Source organism: Paraburkholderia sp. J8-2 (genome assembly GCF_905220195.1).
GTDB lineage: Bacteria > Pseudomonadota > Gammaproteobacteria > Burkholderiales > Burkholderiaceae > Paraburkholderia.
Genome location: NZ_CAJMZA010000007.1, coordinates 22,995 through 40,319, shown reverse-complemented (window position 1 = coordinate 40,319; position 17,325 = coordinate 22,995). Strand labels below are relative to the sequence as shown.

Sequence of the window (17,325 nt, the reverse complement as noted above, 5' to 3'; positions counted from 1 at the left end):
GTTCAACGCTCCGTAGGGGTTTGGTTCGGGCCGCGCAGCACGATGTCGAATTCGTAGCCGAGTGCGAAGCCTTCTTCGGTGGTGTCGAGCGAGAAGCGCGAAATCATGCGTTCGCGTGCGTCCTCGGGCGTGCCCTGATAGATCGGGTCGAACGCGAGCAGCGGGTCGCCGGGGAAATACATCTGCGTGACAAGACGCGAGCCGAAGTAGTCGCCGAACAGCGAGAAGTGGATGTGATTCGGTCGCCACGCGTTCGGGTGATTGCCCCAGGGATACGCGCCCGGCTTGATCGTCAGGAAGCGATAGCGGCCGTCGTTATCGGTGATCGCACGGCCTGCGCCGAGGAAGTTGGGGTCGAGCGGCGCGTCGTGCTGGTCCTGCTTGTGCACATAGCGGCCGGCAGCGTTGGCCTGCCAGATTTCCACGAGCGTGTTGCGCACCGGCTTGCCGCCTTCGTCGAGCACGCGGCCCGTCACGATGATGCGCTCGCCGAGCGGCGCACCGTTTTTCGCGGCGTTGCGCGTGAGATCGTGATCGAGCGCGCCGAGGTCGTCGGTGCCGTACACGGGCGCATGCTGGTTGCGCAGCTTTTCCTTCAGGGGAATGAGCGGGAGCGTGGGGCCGCGTTTGACCGACGAACGATACGGCGGATAAACATACGCGGGATGCGAGTCGAAGTCGCGCGGCGACAGGATGGACTCGTCCATGGGGTGTCTCCTGGAGTGGATTATTGGGGGAAGGACTCGCCGCCGGAAGCGGTTAGCGCGGCGAGCCGATGCATGCACTTTATCCAAAGCGAAAAGTTATGCAAAATGATGTTTTTTCGCATCTCGTATAACGAACCGTTATGCAAAACCGGCTCGCGGACGGACGCGTCAAATTCCGCCATCTACAGTGTTTCCTTGCCGTGGCCCAGATGGGCAGCGTGCAGCAGGCCGCCGAGAGTCTTTCGGTCACGCAGCCTGCCGTGTCGAAGACGATCGCCGAGCTGGAGCTGGTGCTGGGTGTGAAGCTGTTCGAGCGCGGCCGGCACGGCGCCGTGCCCACGCGCGAGGGGCAGCTTTTCATGCCGCACGCGAGCGCCTGCGTGAGCGCGCTGCGCCAGGGCGTGGCTTTGCTTGCGCGCGACGAGGGTGCGGTGACCGCGACGCTCGATATCGGCGTGCTGCCGACGGTGGCGACGGCGCTGCTGCCCGGCGCGTTGCGACATTTCGGCGAGGAATGGCCGCGCGTGAGCGTGCGGCTCGTGACGGGAGCCAACACCGAGTTGCTCGAGCGGTTGAAGACCGGGGCGATCAGCTTTGCGGTGGGGCGGCTTGCCGACCCCGAACGGATGGTGGGCCTGAGCTTCGAGCAGTTGTATAACGAGCCGCTCGCCGTAGTGGTGCGCGCGGGGCACCCGCTTGCGCAGGGGGCGGGCCTGCCGGCGCAACTCGCATCGTTTCCGCTCGTGATGCCGCCGTTCGGCACGTTGATCCGCCAGGCGGCGGATAGCCTGCTCGCGGCGTGGGGCGCGCCGCCGCTGTCCGCGTTCGTCGAGTTGCTTTCGGTTTCGGTGGGGCGCGCGCTTGCGCTCCAGAACGACGCGGTGTGGTTCGTGCCCGCCGGCGCCGTTGAATACGACCTGCGGCGCGGCACGCTGGTGCAACTGCCGTTGCCTGCGGCTGGCGGCGAAGAGCCGGTAGGTGTGATTCAGCGGACCGATACGCAGCCTACGCCTGCCGGTCGCGCGTTGATCGAGGCCGTTCGGCGCGCGGCGCGCGAGCGTGAAGCGCGGCCGGATGGCTCCGCCGCGCCGCGCAAGCGGCGTGCGCGTGCCGCGAATGCTTCCGCTGACAAGGATTCACCCGGCGCGAAACGTTGAGGCTTCCTGTTCCTGCAGACGCGAAACCGCGCCAGATTCAGCCGGTAGAGAGCTTCGCCTTGGCGCGCGGCTTCGACGTAGCCGATGCTTCCGGCGCGACACCGGGCAGGCGCGCGCTCGTGGCCATCCACAGCACTTCGGCGTCTTCCGCGCTCGTCGAAATGGCTGCGTGGCCGGTGCGGCTGTCGAAGTAGAGGCTGTCGCCGGTCTCGAGGTAGGTGGGTGCGTAAAGCTCCGAATACAGGCACACGCTGCCGCTGATCACATACAGAAACTCTTCGCCTTCGTGGCGGCCCCAGTCGTCGAATGCGTCGAGCGAATGCGCGGTGATGCGGATGCGAAACGGCAGCATCGCCTTGTGTGCGAGATCGGTGGCGAGCAATTCCATTTGATAGCCGCGATAGGCGTGGCGCTGGCCCGCGCCGTTGCGCGTGAGCGCGCGGCGGCCGCCGGCATTGAGCTTGGGCGGGGTACCGAACAGCTCGGCCAGGTCGATCCTGAGCCCGCCGACGATCTTTTGCAGCACGTCGAAGGTGGGCGACATCAGCCCGTTTTCGACCTTCGACAAGGTCGAGCGTGAGACGCCGCACAGGCGGCTGGCCGAATCGAGTGTAAGGTCCTGGGCGACCCGCGCGGCACGCACGCGGCGGCCGAGGTCGGTGGTCGCCGTGCTGGCGGATGGGGTGAGCGTGGAGTCCATGGGCTGCGTTCGGAAACTGACGAAAAGCCCTGGTTGGGCCGCGCAATGTGTTACCGATCATATCAAACGCTTGCCCGCGTGAAAGCCATGTCTGCATCGCACGGTCCGGCCGGAGCCTCGGCGCCGGTGGGCGGCAGACGCTAGCCCGTCGCTCATTAATGCCCTAATTAATTGTGAATTGAAACGACTCGATTTAAAGATTTTTAAAACTTAATCCGCCGCTAATTTGACAAATTTTAAAGATTTATTGAGTTTGATATTAGAGCGGCACTTCAAAATGCGTCCATGCGTCGCGGCTCACACGGAAATTGATATTTATCATTGTAATCAGATGATGTAGATCAAGTGGAGAGAGCAAAATGCATGACGAACGACTCGAATTGTTGCTAGCCATCTCGCGAAGAACGCTTGGGATCGAAAGTTTCGAGCTGACCGGGAAGCCGACGGCCGACGTCCACCTCGTGAGCGTGGAGGACATTGGCCGCGCGCTGGAGTCGGCGTATGACGCCGGGCTGATCGTCGGCTACCGCATGGGCCGCGCGGAGTGCGAAGAGAACGCCTGAATACCGCGTGAAGCGATTTAGGGGGCGGCGTCCTTTAAACGGGACGCCGTTTTTCATTTCCGCCGGTATTCACTCGTTAATAAACCTGGTGCCGAATAGCACATCGGCGTGACTCAATCGCGAATGCGATTGTGCGTTCGCGGCGATTACCTGGGAAACCTGATCAATTAAACGAGCCGGCGCAACGGCGCGAGCGACCAGTCGTGCGGCACGCCATGCACAGCGAAAAACCACGCGGCAATCCACGATGCGGCGACGACGATCAGGTCGCAACTTCCGCTGCGCCACCAGTTCAACGAGTGCCGCTGATAGATCCACGGCACACCGAGCGGATTGGGCCAGTCAGCGAACAGGTGGATCATGCCGCCGCAAGCGAAGCCGAACGCGGGCGCTGCGAGCGGCATGTGCCCGAGCTTGTGATACGACCATACGAGCAATGCAATCCAGCCAATGCCCCAGTGCGTGAGCGTGCGATGCGTGATCCAGAGGCGTCGCTTCTTGCGCCACCAGGCGACTTCCAGCCAGTCGGGAGCCGAACCGCCCGCGACACCGGCCGCGAATGCGAGCGCAGCGTAAAGATGCCAGGCGCTATCGGCGCCCTGATGCGTGACGATTGCGGCGGCGATGACGCCGGCGGCCCAACCCGTGGCGTGATGTGCGGTGCCTGATGCCATGAAGCGGTGTATTGCGAAGTCGAAGGGGGCGCAATCTTCGCAGATGTGTCGCCGTTATGACAGGGGTGAAACGCGGATGACATGCAGGCGACACGCGGTACGTCGTGCGGCGCGGGCGGTGCCCGCGCCTGCTACTTGCGCGTCAGGTCGTGCAGCGCGCTACGTCGAAGCGCAGTTCTTCTTCAGGCGGATCATTCGACGCGGAAGCGCCATGCGTTACGCGAATGACCGAGCCGTGGCCGTTCGGCGTGAGCGTGACGAAGTACGATGCATCCGAGCGCGAGCCCACGCTCAGCTCGGTTGTCGTGCCGTCTCGCGAAGCGTGAACGTGCGGCAAGCGGCCTTCGAGGCAACTCGCGATCGACGACGCCGAACGCGCCGACGAAGCATAGATCATTGGTTCGCCGTTGGAGGCCGTGCCGGACGGCGGTGTCGAACCGCAAGCGGCGATGAATGCGAGCGGGGTAGCGGCAAGAAGTCGTAGCGTGAGCGTTTTCATAAGCGGCATGACAGGATCGAAGCAGCGGATTATGCCAATGAGTATACGCACCCTGATCTGAATCAAGGTCCACGCAGACGTAAAAAGATGCAACAACAAGCAAGAAAAAAACACATGCGCTTGTGGCGCATGTGCGTTTCGCGAAGGAAGGGCAGCGCGGCGGGTCGCGCCGCGTTTGACCGAATCCCGGCGATCAGAAGCGGTGGCGCAAACCGACCGTTGCGGCCACCTGGTTGTTCGTCGAGGAAGGCGAGAGCGTATTGATCGCAGCCACGTTCGCGATGCCCGAGCCGTCGGCGTTGTAGCCGAGCGAGCCCGAAGCGTGCTGGTAGACGCCGGCGAGATAGACGTCCGTGCGCTTGCTCAACGAGTAGTCGGTGCCAAGCACGACGGTGTGCCACTTCGGGCTGTTGTTGTTGCCGTTGCCCGTGACCGTGCCGTCGGTGAACGTGTAGGAGCCGACGAACGCGAGTGCGGGCGTCAGATGGTAAGCGCCGTTGATCTCATAGTTGTCGACGTGCAGGTTCAGGCCGGAGAGGCCCGGCAGCGGCGCGCTGCCGCCACTCGAGAGACTCTGCATGCCGTCGATTTGCGAGTGCGTCCACACGAAGCCAACCTGTGCCGGGCCGTAGGCGTAGTTCACGCCCGCGCCGAACGAGCGCTGCAGCCGTGCCGAGATGTTCTGGTCAGCAGAAGCCGCGCTGTTCGCCGCGCCCAGGCCGCCCGAGTTGTTTTGCTGCGAATAGGCGGCTGCGAAGTTCAGCGGGCCGTTGCCGTACGACGCGCCGACGCTCCATGCGCGGCCATTCGCAAAGCCGTTTGCGTCGTTGCTGAAGCCGTACAGGCCGCCGAACTGGAAGCCCGCGTAATTGGCGCTGGCGTACTTGACCGAGTTCTTGATCGAATCGCTCTGCGCGAGGTTGTCGTTGTCGAACGGGTGGCCCGCGAGGTTGTTGCCGAAGCCCGCGCCGGCTTCCGAGAGCGGCGAGAGGTAATCGACCATCGAGTCGTATTGCCGGCCGAGCGTGAGCGTGCCGAACTGGTCGCTCTTCAGGCCGACGTAGGCCTGGCGGTTGAAACCGTTGTCGCCGTTCTTGTAGCCGCCGTTATTGAGATTGAAGCCGCTTTCCAGAGTGAAGATCGCCTTCAGGCCGCCGCCCAGATCTTCGGCGCCGCGAAAGCCGAAGTAGTTGTTGGAGAGAGCGCCGCTGCCCTGAGCCCAAAGGCTGTGGCCGCCTGCGTTATTCGCGTAGACGATGCCGGCGTCGAGGGAGCCGTAAAGGGTGACGCTGCTTTGCGCATGGGCGCTGATGGCGAAGGCGCTGAGGACGCCTGCAAGAATGAGTGCTTTTTTCATGTTTTTCTCCGGTCAGAACCTGGGAAATCAAAGGCCGAATATTCTGAAAATCGATTTCGTGCCCGGTTGATTCGCAACGAAGTGTAGGCCTGGTAATCGGAGTATTTGCGTGGATTGACGCAACAATGCATTCACCTCATTTCTCGAATGGCATTAATCGTCGTAAGTCGTTGCATTTAAAGAGATTTATAAAACGGATATTCGGTGCGGCAAAATGATCCTCGGGAATAATCCGTTGCGCATTTGCGACGATGCGGCAAAGCCGCGCAGGAGCGGGCTTAGCGCGAATGCACTTCTTTTTCAAGCGTGATTCTCGTCGTTTGGTGAAAGGTACTGTTCCAGATCCTGGGCTGAACACATGCATCGCGCGGCGCTACAATTTCTTCAGCCCTCGACCAAGGGTGGTCTTTTTTCATCTGTTTTGCGCGGCTCTCGGGCCGCGTTTTTTTTGCCTGCGGAAAATCATTTTCAATTAATGCGCGCAACGGAATGATGCGTTGCGGAAAGCGGAATGATTAAAATCGCGGCAGATATTCTGCTTCGGTGGCGGGATAATCGGAACTTTGCACGGGGAAGACTTGGCGTTCGACGCGCGGCGCGATGCGGGTAGAATCCTGCCCTTGCCCCGCGACGGGCAAGTCCCGCGCAGAACCCGATGAAAGCCCCGCCATGACCGATTCCTCTCCCGCAGCCGAACCCGATTTTCCCGCCGATGACACCGCCGCCGAGGCCGAGGTGATCCAGGAAGCGCGCCGCGCAAGGACGGCTGGACCGCGCGCGTGATCAAGAATGAGGACGACGATGGCTGGGCCGTCGAAATGATCAAGGACGGCGAGCCGGAGCCTGCGCTCGTCGGGCCCTGGACCATGGGCCGTGACAAGAAGAATCCCAAGCCGCTCGACACGTCGGCATTCAACACACTCGTGAAGACCGCTTCCGAGGTATTGCGCAGGCACGAGCAGCAATTGCGCGCGCTGCTGCACAAGCGCGTGAGCGTGCAGACCGCTGATGGCGATGTGGACGTGACGCTCGATATCGTTCCCGACGAGTACGAGCCTTATGCGCTCGTCAGCGCGATCGACGCGTTCGGCGAGCAACTCGCGCAGGCGCGCGTCGCGCCGAATTTCAAGCTGACGAAGGCGCGCGCCGAGGCCTGGGCTGAAGGCGGCTTCGGGCGTATCGAGTAACTATCGGAGGCTGCCCGCTCAGTCCTGCTGGCAGAAGATCGCGGTCAATAGCGGCCCCGCATGGTGGACGATGGCGGTATTGCCTGCCGCTGCGAGCGCCGCCTGCACCTTTGCCTGGGTGCCAACCACGACGGCCCCGTAGGCGGAAGGGGCGATGGGCTTGCCGTTGCCGGTCTTGAAGAGCGGGTCGTCTTTCTGGAAACCCACCACGGCGAACACACTGAAACCGTAGGCGGTCATGTGCTGGCCGTGCGCGGGCCAGAACGCGTTGATCGAATTGCTTTCGACCTTCATGGGTTTCGGATCGATCAGGTTTTGCGTGATCAGTCCCGAGATGAAGTCGTGGGCGGACTCGCTGCAGGTCAGTGAATCATCGATGACAGCGGCGCGGGCGGTGCCGGCGAGAAGCGTCAGCGCAGCGAGAAAAAGGGCGGCAAACGTAAAGCGTTTCATTGCATGGTTGGCGAAAGTGCGTGCGCGGGGCCGGATGCGGCAGGCGCACAACGCCCGGGCTGGCGCGAAAGGGTTGCACTCTACGCGTGTTCGGGAGATCTCGCTTGCGGCGCTGCGCGAGCCAACCTGGCCGGGCCGATCTGGCGCTTTGGCTTACAAAACGAAAAGTTAATGTGGCGCGAACGTCGGAATACCTGCAAGTTTTCTGGAAGGCGTATATATTGCGCGGTTATGACCGAAAAAGATAAACCTGCAAAAACGGCTCCGCGAGAGGTGCCACTACCGCGCACGTGGGATGCTCGCGCGGCGCGTTGGCTCGTCACTCCGCTCGTACCCACGCGCGTTACCCCGAATCACCTGACCACGCTGCGACTGCTGATTGGCGTTGCCGGCGGGTTCTATCTGGCGCGCGGCGGCTTTCTGCACGTCAATATTGGCGCATTTCTGATCGTATTGTCGAATTTTGTTGATCATACCGACGGCGAACTGGCGCGTATCAGCGGCAAAGCCAGCCGTATCGGACATTTCTACGATCTCGCAGCGGACGCGCTCGTCACCGTCCTGCTGTTCTTCGGCATGGGCTATGGCCTTGGCGCCGTGGCCGGCCACACGGGCGCCGAATGGCGTGTGCCGCCGGCCGTGCTCGGCGGTATCGCGGGCGTTGCAGTCGCCGTGATTTTTTTCCTGCGCATGCGCATCGAGGAAATGGCCGGCAAGGCGGGCACGCAGCAGGCGTTCGCCGGCGGTTTCGAGACTGAAGACGTGCTGTATCTGCTACCCCTTGTCACGCTGACGGGCGTGGTGTCGCCGTTCATTATCGCGGCTTCGATCGGGGCGCCGTTGTTCGCCATCTGGGTGGTGCTCGACTACGTGCGCGTGACGCGCCGTCAGCGCCCCGCCAAGGAAACCCCTCAGGTGTGGAGCAGCAGATGAGCTTGCAAGCAGAACAAGAACCGGTCGTAGCGCCTCCCGTCCCCGTTTCGGCCCGCGCCACACGCGCCGCGGCCGGCGAGCCGGACGGCGCGATCGGCCGCGCGCTGCAACCGTTGAACACCGCGCGCCTGCGCGCCGACTACGAGAGCCAGGGCTCGTTCCTGTATCTCTCCGATTTCCTGCCCGCCGACGCCACGCAACAGTTGATCGACGCGGCCAACGCGCTGCTCCCCGAAGTCAACCGCAACTATCTGCCGGGCCACAAGGCGGGCGGCAGCGTGAGCCGTCACACGATCGACCGCCTCGCGCCTTACATCGCCGAGCTTTACCGCTCGCCGCAACTGATCGCGTGGCTCGAAAAGATCACGGGCGACCGCTTGCAGCTTTCGCCCGAAGACGACCCGCACGCGTACGCGCTGTATTACTACACGCGCGCCGGCGACCATATCGGCTGGCATTACGACACGTCGTACTACGACGGCCGCCGCTATACGGTGTTGCTCGGCGTGATCGACGAGTCGTCCTGCAAGCTCGATTACGAGCTGCACACGAAAGATTCGAACAAGGCCGACGAACCGGGCTCGGTGCAGTACCCGCCGGGCGCGCTCATCGTGTTCGACGGCGACAAGCTTCGTCATCGCGTCACGCCGAGCCTCGAAGGCGAAGTGCGCGTGTCGCTCACGCTCGAATACGTGACGAACCCGAACATGCGGCCGTGGCGGCGTTTCATCTCGAACATGAAGGACGCCATTGCGTACTTCGGTTTCCGCCAGGTGTTCCGCAAGGCGTTTGGAGGCAAGGCGTGAGCCGTGCTGCCATCCTGCTGCTGTCGGTCGGCACGGCACTCTTCATTGCGCTGCTCGCCTGGCAGGGCCTCGGCTCGGTAACGGGCGCGCTCGCGGCCGCAGGCTGGGGGCTCGTGCTCGTTGCCGCGTTCCACGTTGTGCCGCTCGCGCTCGACGCGGGTGCGATCGCCGTGCTTTTTGGCAAAGACGCACGCGTCGACCAGCGTGATGCGCTGCTCGCGCGCTGGACCGGCGAATCGGTCAACAGCCTGTTGCCGGCCGGCCAGATCGGCGGCCCCGTGGCGATGGTGCGCCAGCTTGCCCAACGCGGCATGTCGATGCGCGACGCGGCGGCGGCCATCACCGTGAGCACGACGCTGCAGGCCGTGGCGCAGATTGTGTTTGCCGTATTCGGCATCGTGCTTTTTTCGGCCTATGCCGCGAACGGCGCGCCGCGTGATCTCGGCGTCGCGGCGCTGATCGCGACCGCCGTGCTTGGCGGCCTGATCGCGCTGTTCTATGTCGCGCAGCGCCGTGGTCTGTTCGGCCGCCTGCTGCGTCTGGCTTCAAAGGTATTCGGCAAGCGCGACTGGTCGGCGCTTGCCACGCGTGCCGATGCTGTCGACGAGGCCGTGAAGTCGCTTTACGCCGAGCGTGGCCGCGTGGCGGCCAGCTTCGCGCTGAGCCTCGCGGGCTGGCTCGTGGGCACGGTGGAAGTGTGGCTCGCGCTGCGCTTTCTCGGCCATCCCGTAGGCTGGATCGATGCGCTGCTGCTCGAGAGCATCGGTCAGGCCATTCGCGGTGCCGCTTTCGCCATTCCTGGCTCGCTGGGCGTGCAAGAGGGCGGTTACCTGCTGCTCGCGCCGCTCGTCGGCCTGCCGCCCGAGGCGGCGCTCGCGCTCTCGCTCGCCAAGCGCGCGCGCGAAATCCTGCTCGGCTTGCCGGGCCTGCTGTATCTGCATTTCAGCGAACGTAGCTGGCAACGCCGGCGCGCCTCGCGCGTCTGTGCTGTCGAAGTCGCCGATTGACCTTTTTTCTCCCAAGGAACGTTTGCGCATGCGCGCCATCATTCTCGCGGCAGGCCTTGGCCTGCGCCTTCAGCAACCGGCTGGAGATCAGTTTCCGAAATGTCTGCTGCAGTTCGAGGGCGTGACGCTGCTCGAACGCCATTTGCAATTCCTGGAAGAGGCGGGCGTCACGGAAGTCGTGCTCGCGCTCGGTTTCCAGCCTGAGCTGGTCGAGGCCGAACTCAAGCGCATCAGCTGGCCGCACAAGGTCGAGGTCGTGATGAATCCGCGCTTCGACCTGGGCAGCGTGCTCACGGTGCATCGCACGGCCGAGGCGCTCACGCGCGGCGGCGATGTGCTGCTCATGGACGCCGACGTGCTCTACGACGAGCGCGTGTTCGCGCCGCTCGTGGCAGGGGACGCGTCGGCCAACCGTCTGCTGATCGACCGCGACTTCGAAGCCGGCGACGAGCCCGTGAAGCTGTGCCTGCGCAACGGCGTGCCCGTCGAACTGCGCAAGCAACTGGCGGTCGGTCTGCAATACGACACGATCGGCGAGTCGGTGGGTTTCTTCCGCCTGAACGAAGCAACGGCGCGCCGCTTTGCGCAGATCGTCGAAGGTTATGTCGATACGGGCCGCGCGAACCTGCCGCACGAAGAAGCGCTGCGCGACCTGCTGCTCGAGCGCGGCAGCGAGTTCGAGACCGCGGACGTGACCGGCGCGCCGTGGATCGAGATCGACTTCCCCAACGACGTGACGCGCGCCGCGGAGCAGGTGCTGCCGCAACTGCGTCCGGTGGTGAGCCGCGTGAAGCAGACGGCTGTCTGAAGCGCATCGGCGCGGATTGCTCGACGCTCGACGCTTGATGTCTGATTAGGCCGCGAGGTCTGTCGCCGCTTGAAAGCGGCGGTGGGCTTCGCGGCTTTTGCTTTTGCGCGCGTGATTGCATCGTGTCGCATCGGCAAAAGCGCGCCGCTTCATCTGTTGCAGGGTTCCCGTTTTCCGCAACAAGGGCCATAATGGCAGCTTTACGCCATCAGCCACGCTGATCGTCGTTCCTGCCCATGCCATTAGCCCTAGGCACATTCATCGTTCCGCTCATTGTCGCGTGCTCGATGTTCATGGAGAACGTGGACGGGACGGTCATCGTCACCTCGCTCCCCGCACTGGCCCGCGATCTCGGCCAGGACCCCATCACACTCAAGCTGGCCGTCACGAGCTACGTGATCGGCCTCGGCGTGTTCATTCCGATTTGCGGCTGGGTGGCCGATCGCTTCGGCTCGCGCAACGTGTTTCGCACGGCCATTGGCATCTTCATGGCGGGGTCGCTGCTGTGTGCGGCTTCGCGGTCGCTCGAGATGTTCGTGGCCGCCCGCTTCGTGCAGGGCATTGGCGGCGCGATGATGGTGCCGGTGGGCCGCATTATCATCTTCCGCTCGCTGCCCAAGTCGGACTTCATTCGCGCGGTCAACTATCTCACGGTGCCCGCGTTGCTCGGACCGGTCGTGGGGCCGCCGCTTGGCGGGTTCATCACCACGTATCTGCATTGGCGGCTGATCTTCTTCATCAACATTCCGATTGGCGTGCTCGGCATCTGGCTCGCGAACCGGCATATCGCGAACATGCACGAGGAGCACCCGGGCCGGCTCGACTGGGCGGGTTTCGTGCTCTCCGCGGGTGGGGCGTCGCTCTTCATGCTCGGCCTTTCGCTGGTGGGCGGCGAGCTTGTCGCCACCGGCACGGCAGTGACGATGTGTGTGATCGGCGCGTTGCTGCTGGCCGCCTATTGGTTGTATGCGCAACGTGTCGAGCGGCCCGTGCTCGATCTGAAGTTTCTGCGTATCCCCACGTTCAACGCGAGCGTGGCGGGCGGATCGCTGTTTCGCATCGGGCTCGGCGCCGTGCCTTTTTTGTTACCGCTCACGCTGCAGGAAGGGCTTGGCATGACGGCGTTCGCTTCAGGCGCCATCACGTGTGCTTCGGCGTTCGGCTCGATCTTCATGAAAGCGATCGTTTCGCGCGTGCTCGGGCGCTTTGGCTTTCGCCGCACGCTCATGGTCAACGCGGTGCTCGCGGGAACAGCCATCGCAATATGCGGCTCGTTTTCGCCTGGCATGCCGGTGTGGCTCATCTGGGTCATCGTGCTCGCGGGCGGGATCTTTCCTTCGCTGCAATTTACCGGCCTTAATTCGCTCGCCTATGCCGATATTCCAACGCGCGACATCGGTCGCGCCACGAGCGTGGCAAGCGTGATCCAGCAGGTGTCGCTCGGCCTCGGCGTGACGATTGCGGGCCTCGTGCTGCAGATTTCGCATCGCGTGCAAGGCCATCCGACCATCGTCTGGTCCGACTTCTGGCCCGCGTTTCTCGTGGTCGGGCTCTTTTCTGTGGCGTCGATTCCGGTGACGATGCGTTTGCCCGCGAATGCGGGAGAGGAAATTGCGCGCGGCCGGCGCGGCAAGGCGTGATGCAGGCTGGGGCGTTCGCTTTGCACAACTGTGGAATCAGCGGATCGCCGGATCGCAATCGTTTTCCTGGCGTGCTATAAGGCCAAGGCAGGTATCCGGTAGGCCCTACAAACCGAATCATGGGGTGCACTCAATGAAGCTGGTTGAAAAAACGAAAATTTCCGCTGCCACTATCGCACTGCTTTCGCTATCCGCTTTGTCCACGGGCTTCCTCGAAGCCACACCGGCCTTTGCGAAGGACACGGCGCAACGCCCTGCGGTCCTCAACGCAGCGGCGGTGGCCGTTGCCGACAAGTACGCGGCCGACGCCGCCGAGCAGATCTTCAAGGAGGGCGGCAACGCCGTCGACGCGGCGGTCGCCATCGCCTTCTCGCTCGCCGTGACGTACCCGGAAGCCGGCAACATCGGCGGCGGCGGGTTCATGACGCTCTACGTGAACGGCAAACCGTACTTCCTCGACTATCGCGAGCGCGCGCCGCTCGCCGCCACGCGCACGATGTACCTCGACGACAAGGGCAACGTGATCGAGGGCAAGAGTCTGTATGGCTACGACGCCGTGGGCGTGCCGGGCACCGTGGAGGGCATGTGGGAAGCGCAGAAGCGCTTCGGCAGGTTGCCATGGAAGCAGGTGCTCGCGCCCGCAATCAAGTACGCACGCGACGGCTTTGTCGTGGATGAGCAGCTTGCCAAGCGCCGCGAGGCCGCAGAGAAGGACTTTGCCGGCAAGACCAACTTCGACGAATACTTCGGCGACCTGAAGGAGGGCGTGACGTTCAAGCAGCCCGATCTCGCCAATGTGCTCACGCGCATTGCGAACCAGGGCGCGAAGGACTTCTACGACGGCAAGACCGCCGACCTGATCGCCGCCTCGATGAAGGGTCATGGCCTCATCACGAAGCGCGATCTGCAGGAGTACAAGGCCGTGTGGCGTCAGCCGGTCGAGGCGAAGTGGAACGGCTATGAAATCATCACCGCGCCGCCCCCGAGTTCGGGTGGCGTGGGCCTCGTGCAGCTGCTCAAGATGAAGGCGATGCTCGCGCCGCAGTTCAAGGACGTGCCGCTCAATTCGCCGCAGTACATCCACCTGATCTCGGAGATCGAGAAACGCGTGTTCGCGGATCGCGCGCAATATCTCGGCGACCCCGACTTCTACAAGGTGCCGGTCGCGCAGCTCACCGACGACGCGTACCTCGCGAAGCGCGCCGCCGAAGTCGATCCGGACAAGCCTTCCGACACCAAGAGCGTGCAGCCGGGACTCGGCACCTCGATGCCGGAAAAGGCGGAAACGACGCACTTCTCGGTGGTCGACAAGTGGGGCAATGCCGTTTCGAACACGTACACGATCAACGGCTACTTCGGTTCAGGCGTGGTCGTGCCGGGCGCCGGCATCGTGCTCAACGACGAGATGGACGATTTCGCATCCAAGCCGGGCGTGCCGAACATGTTCGGCGTGGTGGGCAGCGACGCGAACGCGATCCAGCCGAAGAAGCGTCCGCTGTCGTCGATGACGCCGACCATTCTCACGAAGGACGGCAAGGTGGCGCTCGTGATCGGCACGCCGGGCGGTTCGCGCATCTTCACGTCGATCTTCCAGGTGATCAACAACAACTACGACTTCGACATGCCGTTGAAGGACGCGGTGGCGGCGATGCGCTTCCACCACCAGTTGCTGCCGCCCAACACGATTTTCTGGGAGCCGTACCAGCCCATCGACGGTGAGCTCGCCAAGCAGGTCGAGGCGAAGGGCTACGTGCTGAAGGGCCAGAGCTTCAATGGCGACATTCAGGCGATCCGTATCAACGGCGATACGCCCGACGCGGTTTCCGATCCGCGCGGCCGTGGCGTGTCGCGTTTGATCCAGTAAAACCGCGATGCCGATGCGAAACCATGCGCCGCGCATGAAAGCTAACCATTTCGCATCGGCAACCTGGCATGGGGTGGTAAAAGTTTGCATGACGTGAGCGTTTGTCCTCAAATTTGGGGATGCCGCGCGGTTATTCATCGCGTACTATGCAACCTCCGGCGGAAGACAGCCCTTTGCCGGCGTGTGTTTTTCTTGGGGCGGCGTTTGCCGCCCCATTTTCTTTTCGGCACTTCCGTTCCACAGCTACACGGCTGTACAGCTTCACAGTCAGACCGCATATTGAATTCGTCAGGCGAGGTTCGTTTGGTTCTGACGTTTGCGCCGCCATGCAAGTGAGGCGCGCGCCCACTTCTCGTTGTACCTGAGCATGGACCTGACGAGCCGCGAACTCGCGTTGATCGCCGATGTCTTCAAGCTGCTGGCCGACCATATCCTGCCGGAGGGCGCGTTGCGCCTCGAGGTGGGGCGGCGTCTGCTCGAACTGCTGCGCGCCGATGGCCTGCATGCGAGCGCGGATCTGTTCATCTGGTCGGGCGAAGAGAATCTCGATCATCTGCGCGTTCGGCGCGGCAAGCGGAGCGAGCCTTTTTCCGATCGGGAACGGGTGCTGTTCGATCTGTTGCGTCCGGCCTTCATCGCTGCACTGGCGCGCTCGCGCGCGCAGGCGGCGCACGCTCAGCCGACGCAAGGCGAGACATCCGCCGCAGATAACGAAGCGATCAGCCGCTTGACGCGGCGCGAGCGCGACGTGGTCGCGCTCGTGGTGGAAGGGCTGCTCGACAAGGAGATCGCCGAGCGGCTAGGCATTTCTTATACGACCGTGCGCACGCATCTCGATCGTTCGTTTCAGAAGCTCGGCGTCACCAACCGCTCGCGCCTCGCGCGCCTCGTGCAGTCGGCGCAGCGCTAAGGCGCGCTGCGTTTTCCTTTATTTCGGCGCGGCCGCCGAAACGTTCTCACCCGCCGCATCGATCAAGCCGACGCAGGTTTGCGCGTTGCCGATCCGCTCGATCGCGAGCAGCGCAAAGCGCGCGAGAAAGAGCGAGCCGTTGGCTTCGCCCAGATTGGTCATGGTCTTGCACAAGTGCGTGTAGACGGTGTCGAGTTCGCTGTCGGTCATGGCTATCTCCATCTGTACTTGATTGCGCCAGCGCTCAGGCGCACAGCGCATGGTCGAGGGCGGCGAATGCTTGCGCGGCGACCGTGCCGGCGTCGCCGTGCCAGCGGCCGAGCACGTGGCCGTCCGGGCGCACGAGGTAGAGCGTGCCGGGCTGCGCGCCGTACATCGGGAACAGGCGTCCCGTGTGGTCCCAGCCGCTGCGGCATGGCGTATCGGCGCGCTGGCGCTGCGCGAGCGGCACCAGCGCGAACGGCAGCGCGCGTGCGGCCAGCGTCGTTTCGAGCGCGGCGATCGGGGCGGGCGTTGCGCCATCCTCGCTGAAGTAGAACGCCGTGAAGCACGGCGCGATCAAGTCGGTCACGTGGCCTGCGCGCGCGCCTGCCTGATCGACGATCGTGAGCGGGCATTCGGGCAGCACCGTGCCCGGCGCGGGACCGTTTGCGAAGGCGTCGGAGGCCGCATTGAGCGGCGAGGCCGTGTAGGCGATGGCCGAAGTCTGGCGCGGATTGATCAGCGAGCGCACGGCGGCGTGCTCGCGCGCGAGGCTCAGCACGGCGGTGCGCATCAGATCGAAGGCGAACGACGGCGGCGCCATGAATTCCGTGCTCTTCGTGCCGTAGCTCAAGTTTTCGTGCGCGGCGTAGACGCGCTCGTCGGAGTAGCTGTCGAGCAATGCGTCGCTCGCGAGCCCCTTCACGACATAGGCGAGTTTCCACGCCAGATTGTCGGCGTCGTCGATGCCCGAGTTCGCGCCGCGCACGCCGAAGATCGGCACGAGGTGCGCCGCGTCGCCCGCGAACAGCACGCGGCCATGCCGATAGCGCTCGAGCGTGAGTGCGTTGGCCTTGTAGATCGTGATCCAGACCGGCGACCACGACGCCTTCTCGCCCATCATGTCGAGCAGGCTCTGCACGCGCGGCATGACGTTTTCGGGCTTGATCGCTTCGTCGGCGTCTTCGCCGTCGCGCAGTTGATAGTCGATGCGCCACACGTTGTCGGGCTGCTTGTGGACGAGCACGGTCGAGCCGGGATTCGACGCCGGATCGAAATACGCGAGGCGCTCCGTAGGCCGCGCGCTGTCGAGCAGGATGTCGACGATCACATAGCGACCCTCGTAGCTCGTGCCCTGGAGCTTCAGGCCGAGCGCTTCGCGCACCGTGCTGCGGCCGCCGTCCGCGGCGATTAGCCAGTCGGTCTGCGCGGTGTAGTCGCCTGCGGGCGAGGAGAGCGAGAGCGTGGCGCCGTGCGCGTCTTCCTGCAGGGCCGTGACTCTCGTTTGCCAGCGAATGTCGATCAGGTCGGCGTGCTGTTCGGCAGCGTCGAGCAGGAACTGCTCGATGTGGTACTGCGCGAGGTTGACCATCGGCGGCAGCTTCTGGTTTTCGTCCTGCGGCATCGTGAAGTGCAGCACTTCGTCGTTGCGATAGAAGCTGCGCCCACCCGTCCACGGCAGGCCTTTGGCGAGGAAACCGTCGAGCGCGCCAAGGCGTTCGATGATTTCGAGGCTGCGGCGCGAGATGCAGATCGCGCGGCTGCCGTAGCAGACCGACTCGTCAGCTTCGATCAGCACCGAGTGCACGCCGTGCTTCGCGAGACCGAGCGCGATGGCGAGGCCTACCGGGCCGCCGCCGACGATCGTCACGGCGTGGCGCTGGGCTTTACGGCCGCCTTCGAGTATGGGCAGGCGCGCGGCGTACTGCTTCGCCTCGAACGGATAAGGTTTGAATTCGGCGCTCATGGGGAATGCGTCTCCATACGTAAGTCTTGTGCTTGCCGGCTTGCCCCGAGCGGAGGCGCTGGCGATGAAGGCAGTATGGAGCGCGAGGCGCGGCCCGCTGTCCTCAATTTGG

General features: G+C 63.7%; 17 protein-coding genes and 1 pseudogene. 10 read left to right on the top strand and 8 right to left on the bottom strand.

Features of this window, described 5'->3' with window-relative positions:
* Positions 1-2: 2 nt before the first annotated feature.
* Positions 3-707 carry a protocatechuate 3,4-dioxygenase subunit beta gene (pcaH, locus tag U5A52_RS17720; protein WP_112177053.1) on the bottom strand — a complete coding sequence of 235 codons (705 nt, stop codon included), beginning with the start codon at positions 705-707 and terminating at the stop codon, positions 3-5.
* A gap of 140 nt (positions 708-847) precedes the next feature.
* On the opposite strand from pcaH, the gene pcaQ reads away from it, so the two are divergent.
* Positions 848-1,864: a pca operon transcription factor PcaQ gene (pcaQ, locus tag U5A52_RS17715; RefSeq protein WP_321910804.1), complete on the top strand. Its 1,017-nt coding sequence runs from the start codon at positions 848-850 to the stop codon at positions 1,862-1,864.
* 37 nt (positions 1,865-1,901) lie between these two features.
* Here the strand turns inward: pcaQ and U5A52_RS17710 are convergent, their stop codons facing one another.
* The gene (locus U5A52_RS17710; RefSeq protein WP_321910805.1) at positions 1,902-2,564 is read right to left on the bottom strand and encodes an XRE family transcriptional regulator; all 663 of its coding nucleotides are present in this window, start codon (positions 2,562-2,564) and stop codon (positions 1,902-1,904) included.
* 359 nt (positions 2,565-2,923) lie between these two features.
* On the opposite strand from U5A52_RS17710, the gene U5A52_RS17705 reads away from it, so the two are divergent.
* Positions 2,924-3,127 (top strand): DUF6900 domain-containing protein, encoded by a 204-nt coding sequence (locus U5A52_RS17705; RefSeq protein ID WP_321910806.1) that lies wholly within the window; start codon positions 2,924-2,926, stop codon positions 3,125-3,127.
* 167 nt (positions 3,128-3,294) lie between these two features.
* Here the strand turns inward: U5A52_RS17705 and U5A52_RS17700 are convergent, their stop codons facing one another.
* From U5A52_RS17700 to U5A52_RS17690, 3 genes are all read right to left on the bottom strand, one after another.
* On the bottom strand, positions 3,295-3,801 hold the full coding sequence (locus U5A52_RS17700) for a metal-dependent hydrolase (RefSeq protein WP_321910807.1): 507 nt from the start codon (positions 3,799-3,801) through the stop codon (positions 3,295-3,297).
* Between the two features lie 142 nt (positions 3,802-3,943).
* Positions 3,944-4,309, bottom strand: coding sequence for a sugar ABC transporter ATPase (locus U5A52_RS17695; protein WP_321910808.1), 366 nt, complete (start codon positions 4,307-4,309; stop codon positions 3,944-3,946).
* 184 nt (positions 4,310-4,493) lie between these two features.
* Positions 4,494-5,657, bottom strand: coding sequence for a porin (locus U5A52_RS17690; protein ID WP_321935647.1), 1,164 nt, complete (start codon positions 5,655-5,657; stop codon positions 4,494-4,496).
* 669 nt (positions 5,658-6,326) lie between these two features.
* Between U5A52_RS17690 and U5A52_RS17685 the strand changes: the two are divergent.
* A pseudogene (locus tag U5A52_RS17685) lies at positions 6,327-6,844 on the top strand (hypothetical protein).
* 18 nt (positions 6,845-6,862) lie between these two features.
* Here the strand turns inward: U5A52_RS17685 and U5A52_RS17680 are convergent.
* Positions 6,863-7,297 (bottom strand): hypothetical protein, encoded by a 435-nt coding sequence (locus U5A52_RS17680; RefSeq protein ID WP_321910812.1) that lies wholly within the window; start codon positions 7,295-7,297, stop codon positions 6,863-6,865.
* 231 nt (positions 7,298-7,528) lie between these two features.
* Here U5A52_RS17680 and U5A52_RS17675 point away from each other — a divergent pair, with 231 nt between their 5' ends.
* The 7 genes from U5A52_RS17675 to U5A52_RS17645 all read left to right on the top strand — a co-directional run bounded on the left by U5A52_RS17675 (position 7,529) and on the right by U5A52_RS17645 (position 15,265).
* Entirely contained in the window at positions 7,529-8,230 is a 702-nt protein-coding gene (locus tag U5A52_RS17675; RefSeq protein ID WP_321935646.1) for a CDP-alcohol phosphatidyltransferase family protein, read from the top strand.
* On the top strand, positions 8,227-9,036 hold the full coding sequence (locus tag U5A52_RS17670) for a 2OG-Fe(II) oxygenase (RefSeq protein WP_321910814.1): 810 nt from the start codon (positions 8,227-8,229) through the stop codon (positions 9,034-9,036). The genes U5A52_RS17675 and U5A52_RS17670 overlap by 4 nt, the downstream gene beginning before the upstream one ends.
* Positions 9,033-10,043 (top strand): flippase-like domain-containing protein, encoded by a 1,011-nt coding sequence (locus U5A52_RS17665; protein ID WP_321910816.1) that lies wholly within the window; start codon positions 9,033-9,035, stop codon positions 10,041-10,043. Before U5A52_RS17670 ends, U5A52_RS17665 begins: the two co-directional genes overlap by 4 nt.
* Before the next feature lie 28 nt (positions 10,044-10,071).
* Positions 10,072-10,851: a phosphocholine cytidylyltransferase family protein gene (locus U5A52_RS17660; protein WP_321910819.1), complete on the top strand. Its 780-nt coding sequence runs from the start codon at positions 10,072-10,074 to the stop codon at positions 10,849-10,851.
* A 236-nt stretch (positions 10,852-11,087) separates the two neighbouring features.
* A complete protein-coding gene (locus U5A52_RS17655) occupies positions 11,088-12,491 on the top strand; it encodes an MFS transporter (RefSeq protein ID WP_321935645.1) in 1,404 nt (467 codons plus the stop codon).
* A 133-nt stretch (positions 12,492-12,624) separates the two neighbouring features.
* Positions 12,625-14,355, top strand: coding sequence for a gamma-glutamyltransferase (ggt, locus tag U5A52_RS17650; RefSeq protein ID WP_321935644.1), 1,731 nt, complete (start codon positions 12,625-12,627; stop codon positions 14,353-14,355).
* Positions 14,356-14,722: 367 nt separating this feature from the next.
* Positions 14,723-15,265: a helix-turn-helix transcriptional regulator gene (locus tag U5A52_RS17645; RefSeq protein WP_321910825.1), complete on the top strand. Its 543-nt coding sequence runs from the start codon at positions 14,723-14,725 to the stop codon at positions 15,263-15,265.
* An 18-nt stretch (positions 15,266-15,283) separates the two neighbouring features.
* On the opposite strand, the gene U5A52_RS17640 is transcribed toward U5A52_RS17645, so the two are convergent.
* Both U5A52_RS17640 and U5A52_RS17635 read right to left on the bottom strand, forming a co-directional pair.
* Complete coding sequence (locus tag U5A52_RS17640) at positions 15,284-15,475, bottom strand: hypothetical protein (RefSeq protein WP_321910827.1); 192 nt, start codon at positions 15,473-15,475, stop codon at positions 15,284-15,286.
* A 34-nt stretch (positions 15,476-15,509) separates the two neighbouring features.
* Positions 15,510-17,213: an FAD-dependent oxidoreductase gene (locus tag U5A52_RS17635; RefSeq protein ID WP_321935643.1), complete on the bottom strand. Its 1,704-nt coding sequence runs from the start codon at positions 17,211-17,213 to the stop codon at positions 15,510-15,512.
* Positions 17,214-17,325: the final 112 nt, after the last annotated feature.

What these genes read in the sequence shown, in the direction of transcription:
- pcaH (WP_112177053.1), bottom strand. Translation starts at nt 707, where the DNA reads ATGGACGAGTCCATCCTGTCGCCGCGCGACTTCGACTCGCATCCCGCG.
- pcaQ (WP_321910804.1), top strand. Translation starts at nt 848, where the DNA reads ATGCAAAACCGGCTCGCGGACGGACGCGTCAAATTCCGCCATCTACAG.
- U5A52_RS17710 (WP_321910805.1), bottom strand. Translation starts at nt 2,564, where the DNA reads ATGGACTCCACGCTCACCCCATCCGCCAGCACGGCGACCACCGACCTC.
- U5A52_RS17705 (WP_321910806.1), top strand. Translation starts at nt 2,924, where the DNA reads ATGCATGACGAACGACTCGAATTGTTGCTAGCCATCTCGCGAAGAACG.
- U5A52_RS17700 (WP_321910807.1), bottom strand. Translation starts at nt 3,801, where the DNA reads ATGGCATCAGGCACCGCACATCACGCCACGGGTTGGGCCGCCGGCGTC.
- U5A52_RS17695 (WP_321910808.1), bottom strand. Translation starts at nt 4,309, where the DNA reads ATGCCGCTTATGAAAACGCTCACGCTACGACTTCTTGCCGCTACCCCG.
- U5A52_RS17690 (WP_321935647.1), bottom strand. Translation starts at nt 5,657, where the DNA reads ATGAAAAAAGCACTCATTCTTGCAGGCGTCCTCAGCGCCTTCGCCATC.
- U5A52_RS17680 (WP_321910812.1), bottom strand. Translation starts at nt 7,297, where the DNA reads ATGAAACGCTTTACGTTTGCCGCCCTTTTTCTCGCTGCGCTGACGCTT.
- U5A52_RS17675 (WP_321935646.1), top strand. Translation starts at nt 7,529, where the DNA reads ATGACCGAAAAAGATAAACCTGCAAAAACGGCTCCGCGAGAGGTGCCA.
- U5A52_RS17670 (WP_321910814.1), top strand. Translation starts at nt 8,227, where the DNA reads ATGAGCTTGCAAGCAGAACAAGAACCGGTCGTAGCGCCTCCCGTCCCC.
- U5A52_RS17660 (WP_321910819.1), top strand. Translation starts at nt 10,072, where the DNA reads ATGCGCGCCATCATTCTCGCGGCAGGCCTTGGCCTGCGCCTTCAGCAA.
- U5A52_RS17655 (WP_321935645.1), top strand. Translation starts at nt 11,088, where the DNA reads ATGCCATTAGCCCTAGGCACATTCATCGTTCCGCTCATTGTCGCGTGC.
- ggt (WP_321935644.1), top strand. Translation starts at nt 12,625, where the DNA reads ATGAAGCTGGTTGAAAAAACGAAAATTTCCGCTGCCACTATCGCACTG.
- U5A52_RS17645 (WP_321910825.1), top strand. Translation starts at nt 14,723, where the DNA reads ATGGACCTGACGAGCCGCGAACTCGCGTTGATCGCCGATGTCTTCAAG.
- U5A52_RS17640 (WP_321910827.1), bottom strand. Translation starts at nt 15,475, where the DNA reads ATGACCGACAGCGAACTCGACACCGTCTACACGCACTTGTGCAAGACC.
- U5A52_RS17635 (WP_321935643.1), bottom strand. Translation starts at nt 17,213, where the DNA reads ATGAGCGCCGAATTCAAACCTTATCCGTTCGAGGCGAAGCAGTACGCC.